At 69.1% G+C, this 20,064-nt stretch carries 19 protein-coding genes; 15 read left to right on the top strand and 4 right to left on the bottom strand.

Translation table 11 applies throughout. The annotated features are described in order from the left end of the window. The first annotated feature begins 430 nt into the window (after nucleotides 1-430). From ABZW60_RS39830 to ABZW60_RS39810, 5 genes are all read left to right on the top strand, one after another. Complete coding sequence (locus ABZW60_RS39830; RefSeq protein ID WP_355485854.1) at nucleotides 431-907, top strand: hypothetical protein; 477 nt, start codon at nucleotides 431-433, stop codon at nucleotides 905-907. Then, nucleotides 892-1,584, top strand: a complete 693-nt coding sequence (locus ABZW60_RS39825) for a VOC family protein (RefSeq protein WP_355485853.1) — start codon at nucleotides 892-894, stop codon at nucleotides 1,582-1,584. The genes ABZW60_RS39830 and ABZW60_RS39825 overlap by 16 nt, the downstream gene beginning before the upstream one ends. Nucleotides 1,585-1,650: 66 nt before the next feature. After that, nucleotides 1,651-2,073 carry a carboxymuconolactone decarboxylase family protein gene (locus tag ABZW60_RS39820; protein ID WP_355485852.1) on the top strand — a complete coding sequence of 141 codons (423 nt, stop codon included), beginning with the start codon at nucleotides 1,651-1,653 and terminating at the stop codon, nucleotides 2,071-2,073. A 175-nt stretch (nucleotides 2,074-2,248) separates the two neighbouring features. Further along, nucleotides 2,249-3,256 carry a hypothetical protein gene (locus ABZW60_RS39815; protein WP_355485851.1) on the top strand — a complete coding sequence of 336 codons (1,008 nt, stop codon included), beginning with the start codon at nucleotides 2,249-2,251 and terminating at the stop codon, nucleotides 3,254-3,256. Nucleotides 3,257-3,554: 298 nt separating this feature from the next. Then, complete coding sequence (locus tag ABZW60_RS39810; protein WP_355485850.1) at nucleotides 3,555-3,824, top strand: hypothetical protein; 270 nt, start codon at nucleotides 3,555-3,557, stop codon at nucleotides 3,822-3,824. Between the two features lie 696 nt (nucleotides 3,825-4,520). On the opposite strand, the gene ABZW60_RS39805 is transcribed toward ABZW60_RS39810, so the two are convergent. Further along, nucleotides 4,521-5,135, bottom strand: a complete 615-nt coding sequence (locus ABZW60_RS39805; RefSeq protein WP_355485849.1) for a hypothetical protein — start codon at nucleotides 5,133-5,135, stop codon at nucleotides 4,521-4,523. Between the two features lie 152 nt (nucleotides 5,136-5,287). Here ABZW60_RS39805 and ABZW60_RS39800 point away from each other — a divergent pair, with 152 nt between their 5' ends. Further along, nucleotides 5,288-6,286, top strand: coding sequence for an endonuclease/exonuclease/phosphatase family protein (locus tag ABZW60_RS39800; RefSeq protein WP_355485848.1), 999 nt, complete (start codon nucleotides 5,288-5,290; stop codon nucleotides 6,284-6,286). Here the strand turns inward: ABZW60_RS39800 and ABZW60_RS39795 are convergent. The 3 genes from ABZW60_RS39795 to ABZW60_RS39785 are packed head-to-tail and all read right to left on the bottom strand — an operon-like array spanning nucleotide 6,275 to nucleotide 8,503. After that, nucleotides 6,275-6,916 (bottom strand): response regulator transcription factor, encoded by a 642-nt coding sequence (locus tag ABZW60_RS39795; protein ID WP_355485847.1) that lies wholly within the window; start codon nucleotides 6,914-6,916, stop codon nucleotides 6,275-6,277. The genes ABZW60_RS39800 and ABZW60_RS39795 overlap by 12 nt on opposite strands. Beyond that, entirely contained in the window at nucleotides 6,909-8,021 is a 1,113-nt protein-coding gene (locus ABZW60_RS39790) for a histidine kinase (protein WP_355485846.1), read from the bottom strand. Before ABZW60_RS39790 ends, ABZW60_RS39795 begins: the two co-directional genes overlap by 8 nt. Continuing rightward, nucleotides 8,018-8,503 carry a hypothetical protein gene (locus ABZW60_RS39785; protein WP_355485845.1) on the bottom strand — a complete coding sequence of 162 codons (486 nt, stop codon included), beginning with the start codon at nucleotides 8,501-8,503 and terminating at the stop codon, nucleotides 8,018-8,020. The genes ABZW60_RS39790 and ABZW60_RS39785 overlap by 4 nt, the downstream gene beginning before the upstream one ends. A gap of 244 nt (nucleotides 8,504-8,747) precedes the next feature. Between ABZW60_RS39785 and ABZW60_RS39780 the strand changes: the two genes are divergently transcribed. The 9 genes from ABZW60_RS39780 (at nucleotide 8,748) to ABZW60_RS39740 (ending at nucleotide 19,620) form a co-directional block, all read left to right on the top strand. After that, nucleotides 8,748-10,427: a sodium:solute symporter family protein gene (locus ABZW60_RS39780; protein ID WP_355485844.1), complete on the top strand. Its 1,680-nt coding sequence runs from the start codon at nucleotides 8,748-8,750 to the stop codon at nucleotides 10,425-10,427. A 13-nt stretch (nucleotides 10,428-10,440) separates the two neighbouring features. Continuing rightward, the gene (locus ABZW60_RS39775) at nucleotides 10,441-10,686 is read left to right on the top strand and encodes a hypothetical protein (RefSeq protein WP_355485843.1); all 246 of its coding nucleotides are present in this window, start codon (nucleotides 10,441-10,443) and stop codon (nucleotides 10,684-10,686) included. Nucleotides 10,687-10,783: 97 nt separating this feature from the next. Continuing rightward, nucleotides 10,784-11,551 (top strand): phytanoyl-CoA dioxygenase family protein, encoded by a 768-nt coding sequence (locus ABZW60_RS39770; RefSeq protein ID WP_355485842.1) that lies wholly within the window; start codon nucleotides 10,784-10,786, stop codon nucleotides 11,549-11,551. Beyond that, nucleotides 11,548-12,498, top strand: a complete 951-nt coding sequence (locus tag ABZW60_RS39765) for an AraC family transcriptional regulator (protein WP_355485841.1) — start codon at nucleotides 11,548-11,550, stop codon at nucleotides 12,496-12,498. The genes ABZW60_RS39770 and ABZW60_RS39765 overlap by 4 nt, the downstream gene beginning before the upstream one ends. A 98-nt stretch (nucleotides 12,499-12,596) precedes the next feature. Further along, complete coding sequence (locus ABZW60_RS39760; protein WP_355485840.1) at nucleotides 12,597-13,457, top strand: trypsin-like serine protease; 861 nt, start codon at nucleotides 12,597-12,599, stop codon at nucleotides 13,455-13,457. Nucleotides 13,458-13,664: 207 nt separating this feature from the next. Beyond that, nucleotides 13,665-16,145: a leucine--tRNA ligase gene (gene leuS, locus ABZW60_RS39755; protein ID WP_355485839.1), complete on the top strand. Its 2,481-nt coding sequence runs from the start codon at nucleotides 13,665-13,667 to the stop codon at nucleotides 16,143-16,145. A 12-nt stretch (nucleotides 16,146-16,157) separates the two neighbouring features. Further along, nucleotides 16,158-16,577 (top strand): YjbQ family protein, encoded by a 420-nt coding sequence (locus tag ABZW60_RS39750; protein ID WP_355485838.1) that lies wholly within the window; start codon nucleotides 16,158-16,160, stop codon nucleotides 16,575-16,577. A gap of 99 nt (nucleotides 16,578-16,676) precedes the next feature. Further along, nucleotides 16,677-16,871, top strand: coding sequence for a hypothetical protein (locus ABZW60_RS39745; protein WP_355485837.1), 195 nt, complete (start codon nucleotides 16,677-16,679; stop codon nucleotides 16,869-16,871). A 160-nt stretch (nucleotides 16,872-17,031) separates the two neighbouring features. After that, a complete protein-coding gene (locus ABZW60_RS39740; protein ID WP_355485836.1) occupies nucleotides 17,032-19,620 on the top strand; it encodes a helix-turn-helix domain-containing protein in 2,589 nt (862 codons plus the stop codon). Nucleotides 19,621-20,064: the final 444 nt, after the last annotated feature.

Raw genomic sequence — 20,064 nt, 5'->3', positions numbered from 1 at the left:
GCGCAGGTGCTTACTTCGTCGCTGCGCTCCTCAGCGCACCTGCTCCGCGCGCTCCCGCCCGCCCCCGGCTTAGCGCCGGAGCATCTGCTTCCGGCGAGCGCAGGGAGTTCCGGCTTGCGCCCGGGGGCTCCGGCTAGCGCCGGGAGTTTCCGGGCTGGCGCCCGGGGTGCTTCCGGCTGACGCCGGTGCTTGCCGCCTGGCGCGGGCGGGTTGCGGCTTATCGCCGTGGACCGGGGCACGCGGACGCTGCCCCTGCAGGACTGCGCTCTACTGGTTAGACAACCCGTCCGAGGCCGCGGCGGCCGAAAGAGCTGGTGAGTCACCCACGCGTGCTGCGCAGGCACTTACTCCGTCGCTGCGCTCCTCAGCGCGCCTGCTCCGCGCGCTCCCACCCACCCCCGGCCCAACGCCGGAGCCCACTCCCGGCCTGATGCCGGAGCTCACGCCCGGCCTGACGCTGGGGCTCACGCCCGGCCTGACGCTGGGGCTCACGCCCGGCCTGACGCTGGGGCTCACGCCCGGCCTGACGCTGGAGCCCACCCGCGGCCTGACGCCCGAGTATCAGCATCCGGCTAACGCTGGGAGTTCCGGCTGGCGCCGGGTGTTCTGGCTGGCGCTGGGGATCTCCGGGCTGGCGCCCGGGGTACTCCGGCTCACGCCGGTGTCTGCCGGCTATCGCCGGGAGCTTCCGGCTCCGCCGAGTACCTCCGACTGGCGTCGAGTACGCCCGGCTGGCGTCGAGTACGCCCGGCTATCGCCGGGAGCTTCCGGCTGCGCCGAGTACCTCCGACTGGCGTCGTGTACGCCCGGCTATCGCCGAGTACCTCCGGCTGCCGCCGAGTACCTCCGGCTCGCGCCCGGGCTGTCAGTGAGGACTGCAAGGATGCGGTCATGGAACAAGTACTGAGTCGGCCGGAAGCGTCGGAGGCTGTTCAGGAATCTGGGTGGCGCTTCCTGCTGGGCAGTCTGCGAACATCGGTCCCCGTCAACTCGCTGGCTCAATCGATCGGCTTGGCAGCGGATGCCGTCGAGGTGTGTGGCGACGACGCCGACCGGCACCTCCGGGTCGACGCTCGCCCCGATCGCGTCGTCTTCACCCTGCAGTCGGTGGAGCACGCAGCGGTAACCACCACGGATGTCGAACTCGCGCTGCGGATCACCGCCGCCGCAGAGAAGTGCGGCTTGCAGGCACAGCCGGAGATCGGCACCGAAGCACCGAGGTCCGTCCAGGTTCTCGAGATCGCGATCGACGCACTGGACGTCGCCGGAATTCGGCCGTTCTGGAAGGCGGTCCTGGGCTACACCGACGAAGTGGGCAGGGAGGGACCGGACGATCCCCTCGTCGACCCTGTCGGTCAGGGCCCGGCCATCTGGTTCCAGCAGATGGATCAGCCGCGCCCGCAGCGCAATCGCATCCACTTCGACGTCTGTGTCCCGCATGACGAGGCAACCCGACGCATCGAGACCGCACTGGCAGCCGGCGGCCGACTTGTATCGGCGACCCGTGCCCCCGCCTTCTGGGTACTCGCCGACCTGGAAGGAAACGAAGCCTGTGTGACCACCTGGCAGGGCCGAGACGGCTGAACCAAGCGCGCAGACCCTTCCTTCACCAGCACCTTGCCTGGACCGGTCGGAGATTAGCGTCGAGGTATGACGGCTCCCGACATCAACAGTCCAGAAGAGCAGTTGCGGTACGAGCGCGGCCTGGCGGTCCTCAACTCCGTGGACGGCGGTTCCGCGGCCGGCGTGATGGACGGGCTTGCGGACATCGCGCCCGCGTTGGCCCATCACATCGTGGCGTTCGGGTTCGGTGACATCTACGCCCGACCCGGGCTCGACGCGAGACAGCGGCAGTTGGTCACGCTCGGCGTACTGACTGCCCTGGGCGGCTGCGAGCCCCAGCTCGAGGTCCACCTCCGTACGTCGCTGAACGTCGGACTCACCCCGCAGGAGATCGTCGAGACGCTGATTCACGCCGCCGGGTACGCCGGGTTTCCCCGCGCGCTCAACGCCGTCGCCGTCGCCAAGAAGGTCTTCACCGAGCAGGACCTGCTCCCAGTGCGCGAGGGCTGAGAGCGAGGAGCGCTCATCTGGCCCGCGATCGCGTCCACCGCAACCATCACCACCCGGCGCTGACCGCGGAGACAGGCCCACCTCGAGCGCTCCTCCTCCAGGCAAATGGGCACCTGCCGCATCGACCGTTGTCGATATAAGGAGACGGGTCGCCCGATGCTTGGCACACTTTCGGATGGTCGTCGATGACTTGAGAGGCGCGATGTTTTCCCGATCTCGGAGCAAGGACCGTCAGCCGCGGGTGCGGTGGCGCGGGGCATTGGCGCCGCCGTCCGGCTTCGACTCTTTGGTGTCCGTCGGGGTCGGCGTGAGCGGTCCGGTTGCCCTCTGGGCGTCGGCAGAGGGCGCGCCGAAGCTTCACGAGCGCGACGAACAGCCGGGAGGGGCATCCTTCCCGCGGACCCGGCCGTCCGCCGAACCTGCGGTGGCGCTCGCGGCGTACAACGACTCCCTGACGGCCGCCACGGTCGCGGTGATCCCGGCGCTGTCAGTCGCCTACCCGCATGTCCAGCAGTTTCCGGACGGGGCGTTCTTGGTCGTGGGCGCCCGCTGCAGCTGGACCGATAGCGGTCCCGAGCAGAACGCCATCGTGATCGGGGCGGACGGGCGGATTATCCGCCGGGGATGCCTGGGCGACGGGCTACAGCACGTACAGGTGGCCGCGGACGGAACGATCTGGGCCGGGTACTTCGACGAGGGCGTCTTCGGCAATCTTGGCTGGGGCGGACCCAACAGCCCTGATCCCCTCGGCGCAGCGGGGATTGTCGCGTGGTCGCGGGTGTTCGAAAAGACTTGGGAGCTGGACCCCGACGAGGGGCTCGTGGCTGACTGCTACGCCCTCAATGTGGCCCCGGATGCGGTGTGGGCCTGCACCTACACCGACTTCCCGGTGGTCCGGATCGCTGACGGACACGAGCAGGTGCACGACACCGAGGACGTGACCGGGCCTAGCGGAATCATCGCCGCGCACGATCGAGTCGGACTCATCGGCACTTATCGCGACCCGTCCCGTCTCATCGTTGGCAGCCTGACGGACGGTGTCTTCACCGAGACCAGCCGCACGAACCTTTGGGCACCCGACGGTGCAGCGCTGCCGATGGCACAGGTCCACTGCCGAGGGTCGGTCACGCACTTCTTCTCCAACCGCGACTGGTACACCTTCGACCTCAACGAGTTCGAGTAGGGAACGACCCGTGCGTCCGCTGTCACAGATCTGTCGGCTGACAAGTGTCGGGCATCTGTCGGCGGACGAATGTGGGCAGCTGTCGACTGAGGACACATTGTCGCCGCGTCTCGCTGCCGGATCGACTTCATAAGGTCCAGGGGCGCACCTCTCGCTCGGGGGTGGGCGGACCCGTGCGCCCTCCAGCCGAACCTTGCCCATACCGGCCTGGCAGAAGGTCAGTCATTAGGGGATGGAGCAGGTGTGGGTGCGCGAACTCTTCCTAGGTGTGCAACCCGAATCACACATACTTGAATGCGTGGCAGACGACCTATCCAGGGCGCGCCTGGACCTCGGCGCGGACAAGGGCGATGTGCTCTTCGGCCTCGCGCTCTTTTGCGTGCTGCTCGTGGTGGTCGCGGTTGCGGGGGACACCGGCACGGCAGTTGCGCTGCTGATCATGGTCACGGCCGCGTACGGAGGCCTGGCCTTGATCGTCGCGCTGATTCGTCGCAGTCTCAGGCGAGGGGTATCAGACGTCGCGCGCTGGACCTTCGGGTTTGTCGGACGTTGGTTCTCGTTCTGGTGAGGCCGCCGTGCATGGGTGGCCGTAAGCCGCCGGCGTCAGCAGGCCAGCTCTGGCGTCATTCGGAAGCCAGCCGGAAGCATTGGTGTCACGGCCAGGATGCGGCTCGACCGCAGGCCCCGAGCGCAAGGCGGAAGGCCAGCCACTGGCAGCAAACCACCAGCGCAATCTGGCAGACCCGGCGCCAGTCGGACACTCCCGGCGGCAGCCGCCCCCGGCGCAAGCCGGCAGGAGCCGGCGGCAGCCGGAACTCCCCGGCGCGAGCCGGAAACACCCGGCGGCAGCCGGAGACTCCCGGCGCAAGCCGGCAGGACCCGGCGGCAGCCGGAGCTCCCCGGCGGGAGCCGGAAACACCTGGCGGCAGCCGGAGCCGCCGGCGCAAGCCGGCAGGACCCGGCGGCAGCCGGAACTCCCCGGCGCGAGCCGGAAACACCTGGCGGCAGCCGCCCCCGGCGCAAGCCGGCAGGACCCGGCGGCAGCCGGAGCTCCCCGGCGGGAGCCGGAAACACCCGGCGGCAGCCGGAAACACCCGGCGGCAGCCGGAAGCTGATGTTCCGGCGTTAAGCCGGGGGTGGGTGGGAGCGCGCGTAGCAGGTGCGCTGAGGAGCGTAGCGACGAAGTAAGCGCCGGCGTAGCACGCGTCGGTCCTTCACCACACCTGTCACCCCGCCGCGTCCCCCGACAGCACCCGCAGATCAGTCAGTCCTCAACCCGCCCGCGGTTGCTCACCGGCACATGCGGTGCGTGCTGAGCCACAGCGGTAGCAAGAGCGTCGTACGGCAGCGCCCGCCCGAGAATCTCGTGTGTCCCGGGCCACGGGCACGACGGCCCCCAAGCTTTCGTACTGCGGGGCAGAGCGTCCTCGTCGAGGAGCATGACGACGAGGTGCGGCTCCCAGGTGTCCTCGCCTTCGTCGTTGACCTCGTGGCGTTCCAGCCGGCAGACCCCGCGGACGTCGCCCCACGGGATCATGCGGGGCTGTTCGCCGCCGAGGTGGATGCCGGTGTCGTCGACGGTGAGCAGGACGTCGTCGTCGTCCTCTTCGCGCCGTTCCTCGATCGCGGTGATCGCGCCGACGAGGAGCAGGATCGGCAATCCGACCGCGAAGATCAGCGGTGTGCCGCCCCAGGCGAGCCAGACGGCCTCGAGCGGTTCCCGGATGGACTCGCCGCGGATCGCCTGGACGACGACGATCGTCAGGGTCAGCGCGACCATCAGGCCGAAGACCACGGTGCCGAGGGCGAGTGCGGTCCTGGTCGTGCCGAGCCCGTGGCGCTTGACGACGAACGGCTCGGTGGCCTGCGCGGACTGCATACGGGCATTGTGGGCGCTGTCACCCGAAGGCACCAGTACCCTCACGGATTCCTCATCATTCCGGCGCAGTCCGGTCGTCCGTACGGATGAAATCGCCGTACCTGACCGCGCACGGACTTTGGTCCGGCCCGGCCGTCCGCCACAATCGCTGCATGCCGGACCGCCAAACCGCTGTCGCCACCCGTCAACCGTCGTCGCGCCCGAACCCGCGCCGGCGGAAGGGCGGCGGCATGTGGCGGCGCGGCTGGGTGATCGCGGTGCTGGCGATCCTGTCGGCGCTGCCGCTGCTGTTCCACCGTTACGTGCCGAACTCGATCGGTAACCTCGGCAGCCTGCTGGATACGTTCCTGCCGTGGGTCGGGGTCGCGATCCCGGTCCTCGCCGTCGCCGCGCTGGTACGACGGTCCGCGACGGCCGGTGTGGCGTTGCTGGTCCCGACGGTGGTCTGGGGGCTGATGTTCGGCAACCTGCTGATCCCGGGCAAGGGCGGCGGGGGTGCGTACGACCTGCGGGTGCTGACCCACAACGTCGACGCGGCGAACCCGGATCCGGAGCGGACCGCGAAGGACCTGCTCGCGGCGGACGCCGACGTGATGGCGCTGGAGGAGCTCACCACGGGTGACCTGAAGGTCTACAAGTCGGCGTTCGCGAAGCTGTATCCGTACCAGGTGTCCCGCGACACGGTCGCCCTCTGGTCGAAGTACCCGGTGGTCGAGACGAAGTCCGTCGACGTCGGCTTCAGCTGGACGCGCGCGCTCCGCGCCGAGGTCAGCACCCCGGAGGGCAAGGTCGCGGTGTATGTCGCGCACCTCGCGTCGGTCCGGGTCGGCACCAGCGGGTTCACGTCCGACCAGCGCAACAACACGATCAAGGCGCTCGGCCGGCAGATCGCCGACGAGCGGCTCGCGGGCGTGATCGTGATGGGCGACTTCAACGGCACGGCGACCGACCGGAGTCTCGCGCCGCTGACGGCCGGCCTCCGCTCGGCGCAGGGCGCGGCCGGTACCGGCTTCGGCTTCACCTGGCCGTCGGCGTTCCCGATGGCGCGGATCGACCACATCCTGGTGCGCGGTGTGACCCCGACCAAGGCCTGGGTGATGAGCCCGACGGGCAGCGACCATCGCCCGGTCGTCGCCGAGCTACGGATCTGACGCGATCCCCTTCCGGTACGCGTACCGCACCGCCTCGGCGCGGTGCCGGGCGCCGATCTTCGCGAACGTGTTGTTGATGTGTGTCTTCACGGTCGCCTCGCTGATGAAGAGCTGCCCGGCGATCTCGGGGTTGCTCAGACCCTGCGCAATCAACCGCAGTACTTCGGTCTCGCGCGCGGTCAACCCGTCCGTCGCGGACGGCTCCGGGGCCAGGCCGGCGACCAGTCGTTTGGTCACTTCGGGGTCGAACGTCGACTGACCGGCCGCGGTCGACCGCAGCGCGGCGCCGATCTCGGCCCGGCCGGCGTCCTTGGTGAGGTAGCCGCGGGCCCCGGCGCGGAGCGCGTTGGCGATCGACGCGTCGTCGGCGTAGGTGGTCAGCACGAGCACGGCGACGTCCGGGAAGTCTGCCGTGATCCGCGCGGTCGCCTGTGTCCCGTCCAGGACCGGCATCCGCAGGTCCATCAACACAACGTCCACGTTGCCCCGGGCAACCAGGTCGACCGCCTCGACGCCGTTCGCGGCCGCGCCTGTCACCTCGATGCCGTCGATCAGCCCGAGCAGCGCGACCAGTCCCTCCCGTACGACCTGCTGGTCGTCCGCCACGACGACCCTGATTGCGTCACTCAACCTCTGCCACCACCAACCAGTCGTCGCCGTCAGGACCTGCTGCCAACGTCCCACCGACCAGGGCCAGCCGCTCCCGCATCCCGGTCAGCCCGAACCCTTCGCCGCTCGTCACACCCTTGTTCCGGACCGACAGCCGTACGCCGTCGAGCCGCATCTCGACCGTCTGACCAGGAGCGTGCTTGGCTGCGTTGGTCAGTGCCTCACGAGCGGCGCCGAGCAGCGCCACCGTGACAGCGGAGTCCAGCTTCCGCGGATAGCCGGTCACAGTGAGCCGCACAGCTGTCCCGTGGTCCTTCTCGTGCTGCTCAGCGAGCCCAGCCAAGGCCGTGGGCAGCTCAGGCACCGCGTCTGCCCGCAGCGCCGCGACAGCGTTCCGCGCCTCGGCCAGCCCCTGTACGGCCAGGCGGCGCGAACGGCGTACCCGTTCAAGCGCACCGGCCGTGTCGCCACGCTCCTCCAGCAACGCCTCGGCCACCTCAAGCTGTACGCTCAGCGCGCCGAGTGAGTGAGCCAGTACGTCGTGCAGGTCACGCGCGATCCGCCCGCGCTCCTCCAAGGTGGCCGCACGGGCCTGCTCGCTCTGCGCGAGCCGGGTCTGCTCCAGCAGCTGCTCGGTCTGTCGGGCCTGCACCTCGTACTGCCGCCGGTTCAACCCGAAAGCAGCCAGTACGGCTGTCCACAGCAGCTGCGTGAAGTACCAGCTGTCGGACTGGTCGAACAGCCAGACCGACGCCGCGTAGGCGGCCGCCACACCGATGCCGGCAGCAACGATCGGGCGATTGCCGTGCCGCCGGAAGTCGATCACGGCGATGTCGGTGATCGCGACCAGCACCAGGACCAGCGCGTTCGACTGCGGGTAGCCGGCGATCAGGGCCCCGCTGATCGTCACCACGGACAGCAGCGAGAAGGCGACGTACGGCCGGGCCACCATCAGCACCGAGCCGGCCAGGAACAGGGCGAAGCTCACGCCGAGCACGACCCAGACCCAGCCGTCGGCGGGGCGGGCCGTGGCGAGTACCGCGACCGCGACACCGCTGGTGAGCGCCCGGCCGACCCAGCCGCTCTCCCCGTGCGGACGGGACGGCAGCAGCGCCTTCAGCTTCACTGGTTGGTGTACTCCTCGGCCATCTGGTTCGCCTTGCTCTGGATGATCAGCGACTGGGTCAACAGGTTCGCACCCAGCGAGACCAGCAGCGCACCGCCGCCGGCGACCGTGGCGCCGAGCAGGTGACCGAGTCCCGCGAGCCCGAGCCGGACGACCAGGTAGGCCACCATGATGCCCAGTCCGGGCATGCCGAGCCGGAAGAACACCTTCCCGGCGCGCCGCTCGACCTGGGCGACCCGTCCGGAGCCGACGCCGGCCACGAGCGCGACGGCGGTGCCGACGGCGAGCAGGACGACATCGACGACGCCAAGTCCGGCGTGCCGGTCGTACAGCTGGTAGACGCCGACCCCGATCAGCACGAGCGGGCCGCGCCAGACGTCGGTGTCGGAGTTCTCCAGCTCGGACCAGGACAGCCGCCGGGCGAGGACGGCGACCACGACGGCGACGACGACGAGCGCATTGGGCAACGTTCCGAAACTCATGTCACGGACGCTAGGTCCGTCCGGTCTTCCCAAGGGACCGACCACGGGTGGAGATCCGGGTGGAGAACCGGATCCAGAGCGGATAGCGAGCGGATACCGAGCGGATACCGAGCGGATACGGAGCGGGTACAGGCCGGATGGTGAGTCGGTCTCCGCCGGGTCGCCGCCCGGTTGATTGAAAGTAGGAGTAACGTTCCTGACCGGTAACAATACGTACTGTCACAGCGGTGATCCCGGAGGTCCGATGCTTGCCCAAGAATCCATCCTCAGGCTGGACGCCACGGCGATCGACTACATCATCATCGCCCTGTACTTCGTCTTCGTGCTCGGCATCGGCTACCTGGCCAGACGCGCGGTCTCGAACAGCCTGGACTTCTTCCTGTCCGGCCGCTCGCTGCCGGCCTGGGTGACCGGCCTGGCGTTCATCTCGGCCAACCTCGGCGCGATCGAGATCATGGGCATGTCGGCCAACGGCGCGCAGTACGGCATGCCGACCGTGCACTACTTCTGGATCGGCGCGATCCCGGCGATGCTGTTCCTCGGCGTCGTGATGATGCCGTTCTACTACGGCTCCAAGGTCCGCAGCGTGCCGGAGTTCATGCTCCGCCGGTTCGGGAAGCCCGCGCACCTGGTGAACGCGATCAGCTTCGCCCTGGCGCAAGTGCTGATCGCGGGCGTGAACCTGTTCCTGCTGGCCACCATCGTGAACGTGCTGCTCGGCTGGCCGATCTGGGTGTCGGTGATCGTCGCCGCCCTGATCGTGCTCAGCTACATCACGCTCGGCGGGCTGTCCGCGGCGATCTACAACGAGGTGCTGCAGTTCTTCGTGATCGTCGCCGCGCTGCTCCCGCTGACCCTGATCGGCCTGCACAAGGTCGGCGGCTGGCAGGGCCTGGTCGACAAGGTGAGCGCTTCGCCCGGCGGCGCCGAGCAGATGAGCGCGTGGCCGGGCAACGCCCTGAGCGGCTTCAGCAACGACTTCCTCTCGGTGATCGGCATCGTGTTCGGCCTCGGTTTCGTGCTGTCGTTCGGCTACTGGACGACGAACTTCGTCGAGGTCCAGCGGGCGATGGCGTCGAAGAACATGTCGGCGGCCCGGCGGACCCCGATCATCGGCTCGTTCCCGAAGATGTTCGTGCCGTTCATCGTGATCATCCCCGGCATCATCGCCGCGGTCATCGTGCCCGAGCTCTCCCAGTACAAGGCGACCGGCAGCGGCGAGGTCGACTACAACGACGCGATCCTGCTGCTGATGCGCGACCTGCTGCCGAACGGCATGCTCGGCCTGGCGATCACCGGTCTGCTGGCCTCGTTCATGGCCGGTATGGCGGCGAACCTGAGCTCGTTCAACACCGTGATGTCGTACGACATTATCGAGCGCTACGTGATCAAGGACCGGCCGGACGACTTCTACCTGCGGACCGGCCGCTGGGTGACGGTGGCGGGCACGGTGATCGCGATCGGCACGGCCGCGATCGCGTCCGGCTACAGCAACCTGATGGACTACCTGCAGCAGCTGTTCTCGTTCTTCAACGCACCGCTGTTCGCCACGTTCATCCTCGGTATGTTCTGGAAGCGGATGACCGCGGCGGCCGGCTGGATCGGCCTGGTCAGCGGTACGGCGACCGCGATCCTGGTCTTCGTGCTGTCCGAGAACGGCGTCATCAACCTGCCTGGTCAGGGCGCCAGCTTCGTCGGCGCCGGTGCGGCGTTCGTGGTCGACATCCTGATCAGTGTCGTGGTCAGCACGATGACCCGGCCGAAGGAGGACTCCGAGCTGGTCGGCCTGGTGTACTCGCTGACGCCGAAGGAGCAGCGCACCGAGGTGACGCTGCGCGGTGACCACGGCTGGTACCGCAGGCCGGTCCTGCTGGCCGGGATCTCCCTGGCGATGACCATCGTCCTGAACATCGTCTTCGGCTGATTGGGAGCTTGTGATGGCACAGAAGAAGACCGGAGCGTTCGACATCCGGATCGTGATCGCCGCCCTGGTCGGGATCTACGGCCTGGTGCTGACGATCCTCGGCCTGGTCGAGAAGCAGGCCGAGATCGACAAGGCGGCCGGGATCAACATCAACCTCTGGGGCGGCATCGGGATGCTGGTGTTCACCGCCCTGTTCGTGCTCTGGGCCCGGCTGCGTCCGATCGTCGTACCCGTCGAGGAGTCGTCGACCGGCGAGTAGGCATGTCCGTTTGACGAACATCGGCGTCCGGTCGGGTCCTCCCGTCCGGACGCCGCCGTTCGTAGGCTCGGAGTACCCGATCAGGAGGTACTCCGAGATGACGATCACCGACGGGCGTCCCGAACTCTCGACGCTCGCACAGCAGTACGCCGAGAACGGCTTCGTACTGGTGAAAGGCCTGCTCAGCAAGGAAGAAGCGGCGCACTACCGGCAGCGCAGCCACGACCTGCTGGCCCAGCTGAACCGGTCCGACGACCCGACCTGGGGCGCCGCCCGGGACATGACCGAGGCGCCGACGAAGCTGCAGCACCTGCACGACGCGCAGTTCTACGACGCCGAGTTCTCCAAGCTGCTGGTGGACCCGCGGTTCACCGACGTGGCCGCCGCGGTGATGGGTGTGGACAACGTGCAGCTGCACCACACCAAGCTGTTCGTGAAGCCGCCGGAGAACGGCTCGCCGTTCCCGCTGCACCAGGACCACCCGTTCTTCCCGCACACCTACCACCGGGTCGGGGCGGCGATCTTCCACTTCGACGACGCGCCGGAGGAGAAGGGCTGCGTGCGGGTCATCCCGGGCAGCCACAAGGACGGGCCGCGCGAGCACAGCCCGGAGGGGTCGTACCACTTGCTCGAGCCGTCCTTCGACGCGGCGACGCCGCAGCCGGCCGAGGCGGGCGACGTACTGTTCTTCACCTACCTGACCGTGCACGGGTCCGGCGTGAACACCAGCGACGAGGCGCGCACGACCTGGCTGATCCAGTACCGCGACCCGGGGGACCCGCCGACGGTGAAGACCCACGAGTGGTCGCTCGGCCAGGGCATGATGCTGCGAGGAGTCGACCCGACCGGCAGGAGCGCTGTTTGACCCTCCCTCCGATGCTCTCCGGCGTCGCTGCGGCGGACCGGTTCGTCGACCTCGCGGGACTGCTCGAGTCCTGCGAGGTCGACGGCTTCCGCGCGGACTTCCTCAGCTGGGGGCACTACCGGCCCGAGTACTGGCGCAACTACTGGCACAGCCACTCGTTCCACGAGGTCTGCCTGGCGTACTCCGGCGAGGGCCGTTTCAACTCGGGCTCCCTGCAGTACGACGTGGTGCCCGGCTCCGTCTTCCTGGCCCGCCCCGGCGACGTCCACGAGATCGAGTCGTCGCACACCTCACCCCTCGGCATAGCCTTCTGGGGCTTCACCTTCCGCCCGGCCGATGCCGCGTCGCCTCGTCCGGCCGGCGGTGGACGGCCTGTGGCCGCCCCTGACTCGTCCGGGTGGTGGGCTGGGCTCAACCGGCCTGACGGGCCGGTGATGTCCAGCCGGACCGGCTCCTTGCCCGCACTTGTCTCAGCCCTCGCCGCCGAGGCGGCTGCCCCGGTGTCCGGCTACAGCACGGCGCTTCCGGCTCTTGGGGCCACGCTCGTGATGGAAACGGCTCGTGCGTTCGCGTTGGACGAGGACCTGGCGGTGGAGCCGGTCCGACGTGACCGCGGGCCCCTGGTGGTCGAGGCGATGCAGCGCCACCTCCGCGACAACCTGGCCCGGCCGATCACCGTCCGGGACGTGGCGGCCGCCGTCCACCTGTCAGAGCGTCACGCCGAGCGCCTGTTCACACAGCAGACAGGGGCCTCGATCATGTCGACGCTCCGCCGCCTCCGGCTCGAGCTGTCCGCACAGCTGCTGCTGGACCACACCATGTCGATCACGGAGGTGGCACGCGCCTGCGGGTACTCCGACGTACGGCCGTTCTCCACTGCGTTCAAGCGCAAGTACGGCCGCACGCCCGGCGACCACCGTCGCGCCGGCGGCACAGAGTTCATCTAGGACGACCGGTCGCAGAGAGTAGTCAAACGAAGTCTGGACACCGCGAGGTGTGATTGCTCCAATGCCCTCAGGTATCCGCCGTACCCCAGGAGGGGCATATGAGGAGACGACTCGGCCGCATCATCGGTCTGTGCGCACTGGCTCTCGGACTGGCCGTCACCCCGGCACTGTCCGCCAGCGCGATCACCGGCGGCGAACCGGATGGCAACGCCCATCCCAACGTCGGGCTGATCCTGTTCTACCAACCGGACGGGCGGTTCCGGTGCACGGCGACGCTCGTCTCGCCGACCGTCGTGGTGACCGCGGCGCACTGCACCACCGGCACCCTCGGCAAGACCCTGGTGACGTTCGACTCGGTGATCGCCGAGCAGCCGCCGTCGCCGTTCCCGGTCGCCGCCGACCCGTCGAAGGGCTACACGCAGGCAGAGCTCGAGGCGGCCGGCTACAAGTCCGGTACGGCCTACACGCACCCGAACTACTCCGACTTCACCGACCTGGCCAACTGGAACGACGTCGGCGTCATCGTGCTCGACCGGCCGGTCACGAACATCGCCCCGGCGAAGATCGCGCCCGCCAACTACCTGAACGCGTACCAGCAGCCCAAGCTGAACAGCACGATCTTCACGTCGGTCGGCTACGGCACCGAGGTCCGCAAGGCCGACTCCGGCCCGCAGAAGCCGACCCCGATGTCGTACCCGCTGCTGCGTCGCTGGGCAGAGGAGCCCGGGCAGAAGCTCACGCCGCAGATCCTGCAGGTCAACGGCAACGAGCACGACAACCACGGCACCGGCGGCACCTGCTTCGGTGACTCCGGCGGCCCGACCTTCCTCAACGGCTACCAGGTGACGGTGACCAGCTACGGCTACACCGCCAACTGCCGCTACCTCGACGGCCTGCAGCGGATCGACATCAAGGTCGTCCAGGACTGGCTGAAGACGTTCGGCGTACCTGTCGGCTGAGCACCCTGTGTGCCGCGACCGTCCCGGACGGTCGCGGCGCCCGGTGCTATCCTGCTGCTATGCGAGTGAGCCTGCTCCTTACCTAGCCGTACTGGCATCCGGGCGCGATCTGAAGCGCCGGTCAGTGCGGCACCCCCTCCTGTGTGAGGGGATTTTTCATTTCTGGCAGATTTAGGCTCAACAAGACCACGAAGCAGGAGTAGGACCGTGACGGAGCAGGTAGAGGACGCCTCGATCGACCGGGGTGGCTACGACTTCAACGCCATGCAGGCCAAGTGGCGTCCGGTGTGGGAGAAGCTGGACCCGTTCAGGGCGAAGGACGACGGCTCGGCGGAGCGCCGGTACGCGCTCACGATGTTCTCCTACCCCTCCGGCGACCTGCACATGGGCCACGCCGAGGTGTTCGCGCTGCACGACGTGCTGGCGCGCTACTGGTTCCAGCAGGGGTACGACGTCCTGAACCCGATCGGCTGGGACTCGTTCGGCCTGCCCGCGGAGAACGCGGCGATCAAGCGCAACGAGCACCCGGCGACCTACACCTACGCCAACATCGAGACCCAGGCGGAGTCGATCCGGCGCTACGCGCTGAGCTTCGACTGGTCCCGCCGGCTGCACACGTCCGACCCGGAGTACTACCGCTGGACGCAGTGGCTGTTCCTGCGGCTGTACGAGCGCGGCCTGGCGTACCGCAAGGCGTCGTTCGTCAACTGGTGCCCCAACGACCAGACCGTGCTGGCCAACGAGCAGGTCGTCCAGGGCCGGTGTGAGCGGTGCGGCTGGGAGGTCACGAAGCGCGAGCTGACCCAGTGGTACTTCAAGACCACGGAGTACGCCCAGCGGCTGCTGGACGACATGGAGCTGCTGCAGTGGCCGGAAGAGATCCTGCTGATGCAGCGCAACTGGATCGGCCGCTCCGAGGGCGCGTTCGCGACCTTCGAGGTCGAGGGCCGCGACGAGCCGATCAAGGTCTTCACCACCCGGCCGGACACGCTGTTCGGCGCCACCTTCATGGTGGTCGCGCCGGACGCGAAGCTGGCCGCGTCGCTGGTCACGCCGGAGCAGCAGGAGGCCTTCGACACCTACCTGGCGAAGGTCAAGGGCGAGACCGAGATCGAGCGGCTGAGCACCGAGCGGGAGAAGACCGGCGTCTTCCTGGGGTCGTACGCGATCAACCCGGTGACCGGGCAGCGGATCCCGATCTGGGCCGCCGACTACGTGCTGGCCGACTACGGCACCGGCGCGATCATGGCGGTCCCCGGCCAGGACACCCGCGACTGGGAGTTCGCCGAGAAGTTCGACCTGCCGATCGTCCGCACCGTGCAGCCGTCCGCCGACTTCGACGGCAAGGCGTACACCGGTGACGGGCCGGCGATCAACAGCGCGAACGACGAGATCAGCCTGGACGGTCTGGAGGTCGTTGAGGCCAAGTCGCGGATCATCGACTGGCTGGAGGGCAAGGGCCTGGGCGAGCGGACGATCAACTACCGGCTGCGCGACTGGCTGCTGAGCCGCCAGCGGTACTGGGGCTGCCCGATCCCGATCATCCACTGTCCGTCCTGCGGCGAGGTCCCGGTGCCGGACGACCAGCTGCCGATGGAGCTGCCCGACCTGCGCGGCGCCGACCTGGCCCCGAAGGGTGTCTCGCCGCTGGCGGCCGCCCGTGACTGGGTCGAGGTCGACTGCCCGAAGTGCGGCGGCAAGGCCGAGCGCGACACCGACACGATGGACACATTCGTCGACTCGTCCTGGTACTTCCTGCGCTACCTGTCGCCGGAGTACACCGACGGTCCGTTCGACCAGGCCACCGCCGAGCGGTGGATGTCGGTGTACCAGTACGTCGGCGGCAAGGAGCACGCCGTACTGCATCTCCTGTACGCGCGCTTCTTCGTCAAGGCGCTGCACGACATGGGCCTGCTGCAGGTCACCGAGCCGTTCACCCGGCTGCTGAACCAGGGCCAGGTCATCAACCAGGGCAAGGCGATGAGCAAGTCCCTGGGCAACGGCGTGAACCTGGGCGACATGATCGACGAGTACGGCGTCGACGCGGTCCGGCTGACCATGGTCTTCGCCGGCCCGCCCGCGGACGACATCGACTGGGCGGACATGTCGCCGGGCGGCTCGCTGAAGTTCCTGCAGCGGGCGTGGCGGCTGGCCGGAGCGGTCGAGGCGCCGGTCGGCGCGGACCCGTCGACCGGTGACGTCGAGCTGCGCAAGCTGACCCACCGCACGGTCGCGGACGCGGCCGAGCTGGTCGACTCGCACCGGTTCAACGTCATGGTCGCCCGGATCATGGAGCTGGTGAACGCGACCCGCAAGGCGATCGACTCCGGTCCCGGTGCGGCCGACCCGGCGGTGCGCGAGGCGGTCGAGACCGTGGCGGTCCTGCTGAGCCTGGTCGCGCCGTACACGGCCGAGGAGATGTGGGAGGAGCTGGGCCACGAGCCCACTGTCGCCAAGGCCGGCTGGCCGAAGGTCGACCCGGCGCTGCTGGTGCAGGAGTCGGTCACGTGTGTCGTCCAGGTCGCCGGCAAGGTCAAGGACCGGCTGGAGGTCGCGCCGGATATCTCCGACGCCGACCTGGAGCAGCTGGCGCTGGCGTCCGAGGCGATCCAGAAGGCGCTGGACGGCCGCGGCACCCGCAAGGTGATCGTCCGGGCGCCCAAGCTGGTCAACATCGTCCCGGCCTGACACGCTGCTGCGATGCGCTCAGAGCTGATCGACGTTCCGACCGGCAGTGCCGAGGTCGTCTTCGACCTGACGAGCAGGTGCGAGCAGTTCGTCGCCGCTGAGGCCCACCAGGCCCAGGGCGACGGACTGCTGCACGTCTTCGTTCCGCATGCGACCGCGGGGATCGCGATCCTCGAGACCGGTGCGGGCAGCGACACCGACCTGCTCGCGGTGCTCGAGCAGCTGCTGCCGCGCGACTTCGGTTGGCGGCACCGGCACGGGAGCCCGGGGCACGGTCGCGACCATGTCCTGCCCGCCTTCGTGCCGCCGCACGCCAGCATCCCGGTGCTCGACGGGCGGCTGATGCTCGGCACCTGGCAGTCGATCTGCCTGGTCGACACCAACGTCGACAATCCCCGGCGCCAGGTGCGGCTTTCCTGGCTGCCGGGTTAATGGACCACTGGGTAACTCGCCGATGCGTATTTTCGTGACTTATCGTGATGTTGCCGATCGCGTTACGTTTGCGAAACACAGCTCCGCTTGAATTACCGCATGGCTGCCCTTGACACGCTGCGCGACGTGACCGTGGAGCTCCTGGTTCGCGCCACCCGCGGGATTTCCGACGGCAGCCTGCTGAATGCGGACTCCGGCCGTGCCGATACCCGCGCCCGCCTCGACGACTGGTCCGACGTGCTTTCTCTCTACGCCGCCGACAATGAATCCCGCCCGGTCCGCGCGACTGCTTGAAACGTGCATTTCTGAGCTTGCAGGTGTTTCCTCTCCGTTGCCCCGCTCAACGAATCGTGTGACCCAGGCCGCATCCCGCACGCCGGTCCTGACCCGCACAGAGACGCCCGTCACGCTATGTTGTGACAGGAACGTGAGGCCTCTAGAGGGGTGACGGGCTGTGTCGGACACGGATGGCCGGGCGGACGGTGGGCGGGGTTTCGCCGATCTGTTGCTCGACTTGAGGGTCCAGGCCGGCCTTTCCCAGGAGGAGCTGGCCGATCGGGCCGGGCTGAGTGTCCGGTCGATCCGTGAGATGGAAGCCGGCCGCGTCGCGCGGCCCCGCAAGGACTCCGTCCGGCTGCTCGCCGCCGCGCTCGACCTGCACGACGGGGACACGGAACACTTCCTGGCCGCGGCAGGCCACAGCTCGGCCCGCCCCGTCGTACGGACGGTGGCGCCGTCGCCGCCGGTCGTCTCGGTCGCGGACCCGGCGCCGACCGGTCTGCGCTGGCGCGGCACCCGGCCGATCCCGGACGGGCTCGTCGGCCGGGAGCAGGAGCTGCTCGAGCTCGAAGCCCTGCTGCGGCAGAACCGGCTAGTCACTCTCGTCGGCCCCGGTGGGGTCGGGAAGACCGAGTTGGCGCTCGCCGCCGCGGACCGGTTCTCGGGCGCCGACACCACCGTCGTGGTCGTCGACCTGACCACGGTCCAGCGCGACGCCGCCGTACCGTCGGCGATCCTGGACGCCTTCGGCACAGCTCCGGGTACGTCGGACCTCGACGACGTCCTGTCCGGCCGCCGGCCCGGTGACCTGGTGATCGTCGAGGACAACGCCGAGCACGTCCTCGACGGTGTCGCGACGGTCGCCAACCGGATGGTGCGCAGCTTCCCGGGAATCGGCGTACTGGTCACGTCCCGGATCCCGCTCGGCCTGCCGGACGAGGTGGTGCGCCGCGTCCAGGTCCTCGGCGTACCGGCGAACGACGAGAGCTTCGACGAGATCTCGGCGTCGCCGGCGGTCGAGATGTTCTGCCGCCGAGTGGCCCGCGTGCGCCCGGACTTCGAACTCACCCCTGCGAACGCCCCGACGGTGGCGCGGCTCTGCCGGCGACTGGACGGGCTGCCGCTCGCGCTGGAGCTGGCGGCCGCCCGGGCCGGCTCGCTGTCCGTGGAGACGATCCTCGCCGCGCTCGACGACCGGTTCCGCCTGCTGTCCGGGCCGCGCCGGTTCGGTGCGCCGCATCAGCGGACGCTGGCCGACACGATCGCGTGGAGCGTCGACGCACTGTCGGACCCGGCGCGGCAGCTGCTCTACCGGGCCTCCGTGCTCGGCTCGCCGTTCACGCTCGAGGCGGTGGCCGGTGTTTGTACGGGCGATCCGATCCACGAGCTCGACGTGCCGATGCTGCTCGCCGAGCTGGTGGAGAAGTCGCTGCTGCAGCCGGTGCACGAGTTCGAGCAGCTGTACGGAGCGCGGTACAAGCTGCTGGAGACGATCCGGGAGCACGCGTACGCCGGGCTGTCGTCGCAGGACGACCTCACCGAGTTCCGGGACCGCGCCGTCGAGTGGTGCGCGACGTACGTGTCGGGGCTGGAAGGCGCGTGGTCGTCGCCGGACCGCGACCGGCGGTACCGGGCTGCGCATGCGAACTCGGCGCTGTTCGAGGTGGCGCTGGAACGCGCGGGCGAGCTGGGGGAGTGGGACGCCGCGGCGCGGATCGTGCTCGGGTTCCGGATCGCGTGGCAGTACCAGGCGAGTGTGGCCGAGAGCGGGATCCGGTGGGCGACGCTGTGCGCCGAGAACGTTTCCGACAAGGAGACGAGCGGCCGGCTGCTCGCGATCGCGGGCCGGCTGTCCAGCCTGACCGGTGACATCCGTGGGGCCCGCCGGCACTACGGGGAGGCCCGCACAAGGATCCCTGGCGAGACCGAGATGGGACTTGTCGCTCGAGGCGGCTGGGTCTCGTCGGGCTCGCATCTGCTCGATACGCAGAGCCTGGCCGAGATACCGGCGCTGGTGGACGACGCCCGCAAGCATGGCGACGTGCAGCGCTCGGCCACGGTACAGGCGACCTGTGGGCTGGCCCTGCTCCGGTGGGGCCGTCTGGTCGAGGCCAAGGAGTTGCTGCTCGCCTGGGAGGCCGCACTGGTCAATCCGGGCGTCTACCCGGACGAGATTGCGTACATGGCCCTCAGCCGCGTCGACCTGGAGCTGGGGAACCTGGCCGGCGCACGTCATTGGGCCGAGCTCGCCCGCGACAGCCAGGCGTCGGACGACCCGGAGCGCACCAAGGTCGCCGGATGCCTCGCGATGGTCGAGTACCACGACGGCCGGTACGACGAAGCGCGGACGCTGCTCGACCAGGCCGACGCGGACATCCGCGGGCACCGGGGGTACTTCGACTACCTGGTGATGCTCTACCGGTCCCGGCTCGCCCGTGACGCCGGTGAGGTCGAGCAGGCGCGGGTCGCCATCCTCGACGCACTGAACCGGTTGCTGCTCGAAGGCCGAGTCGTCTACCTGCTCGAAGTACTGCCGGAAGCTGTGGCTGTCCTGCACGCGCTTGGCCGTTCGGAGGCAGCGGACGCGGTGTGCGGTCAGCTGCTGGCCTGGCAGCAGACGATGGACCCGCCGATGCTGCCCACCGCGTGGGCCGTGCTGCAGGAGTCCTGCGCGAGCGCGTCGGTCGCTGACGGCTGGCCCGAGCCCGACCCCGCGGCCGCCGTACAGCGGCTGGCGAACGACGTACTCGCTGCGCTTTCGTGACGCCGATCCGCTGAAGCTGCCGGGTAACTGCCGGTTGTTCTGCCTCGTCCTGACATGGCTGCCGGACCAAGAATTACAGCCGTAGGGCAGGTTCCACGAAGCAGAGACCGACATCGGCGACCGGCAGCGAAAAGGGTGGGTGAACCATGAAGAGGCCATGGCGAACCACCGCACTGCCGCACCTGGCGAAGGCGACGCGGAGGGCCTCCGGCGGCTGGTTGGTGGGGGCGCCGACCGGCGACCGAGAGCTCCGGAGTGCTGCGGACTGCGGATCTGTCCTGCCTGTACCGGGCGCGGTGCACCGTCAGGGCACTGCTTCCGGGGCGGGGTCCCAGCTCAGGGTCAGGCACACGACACAGGGGACGAGTGTCGCGACCCGGCTGGCGCGGATCAACCGGTGGGCTTGGTCACCCACCGGCCGGTCGGCCGCTGGGACCTCCCGGG

The sequence above is a fragment of the Kribbella sp. NPDC003557 genome (genome assembly GCF_040610805.1).
In the GTDB taxonomy this organism is placed as follows: domain Bacteria; phylum Actinomycetota; class Actinomycetes; order Propionibacteriales; family Kribbellaceae; genus Kribbella.
Note: the sequence above shows the minus strand (reverse complement) of the source record. Positions and strands in the feature narration are given on the sequence as shown.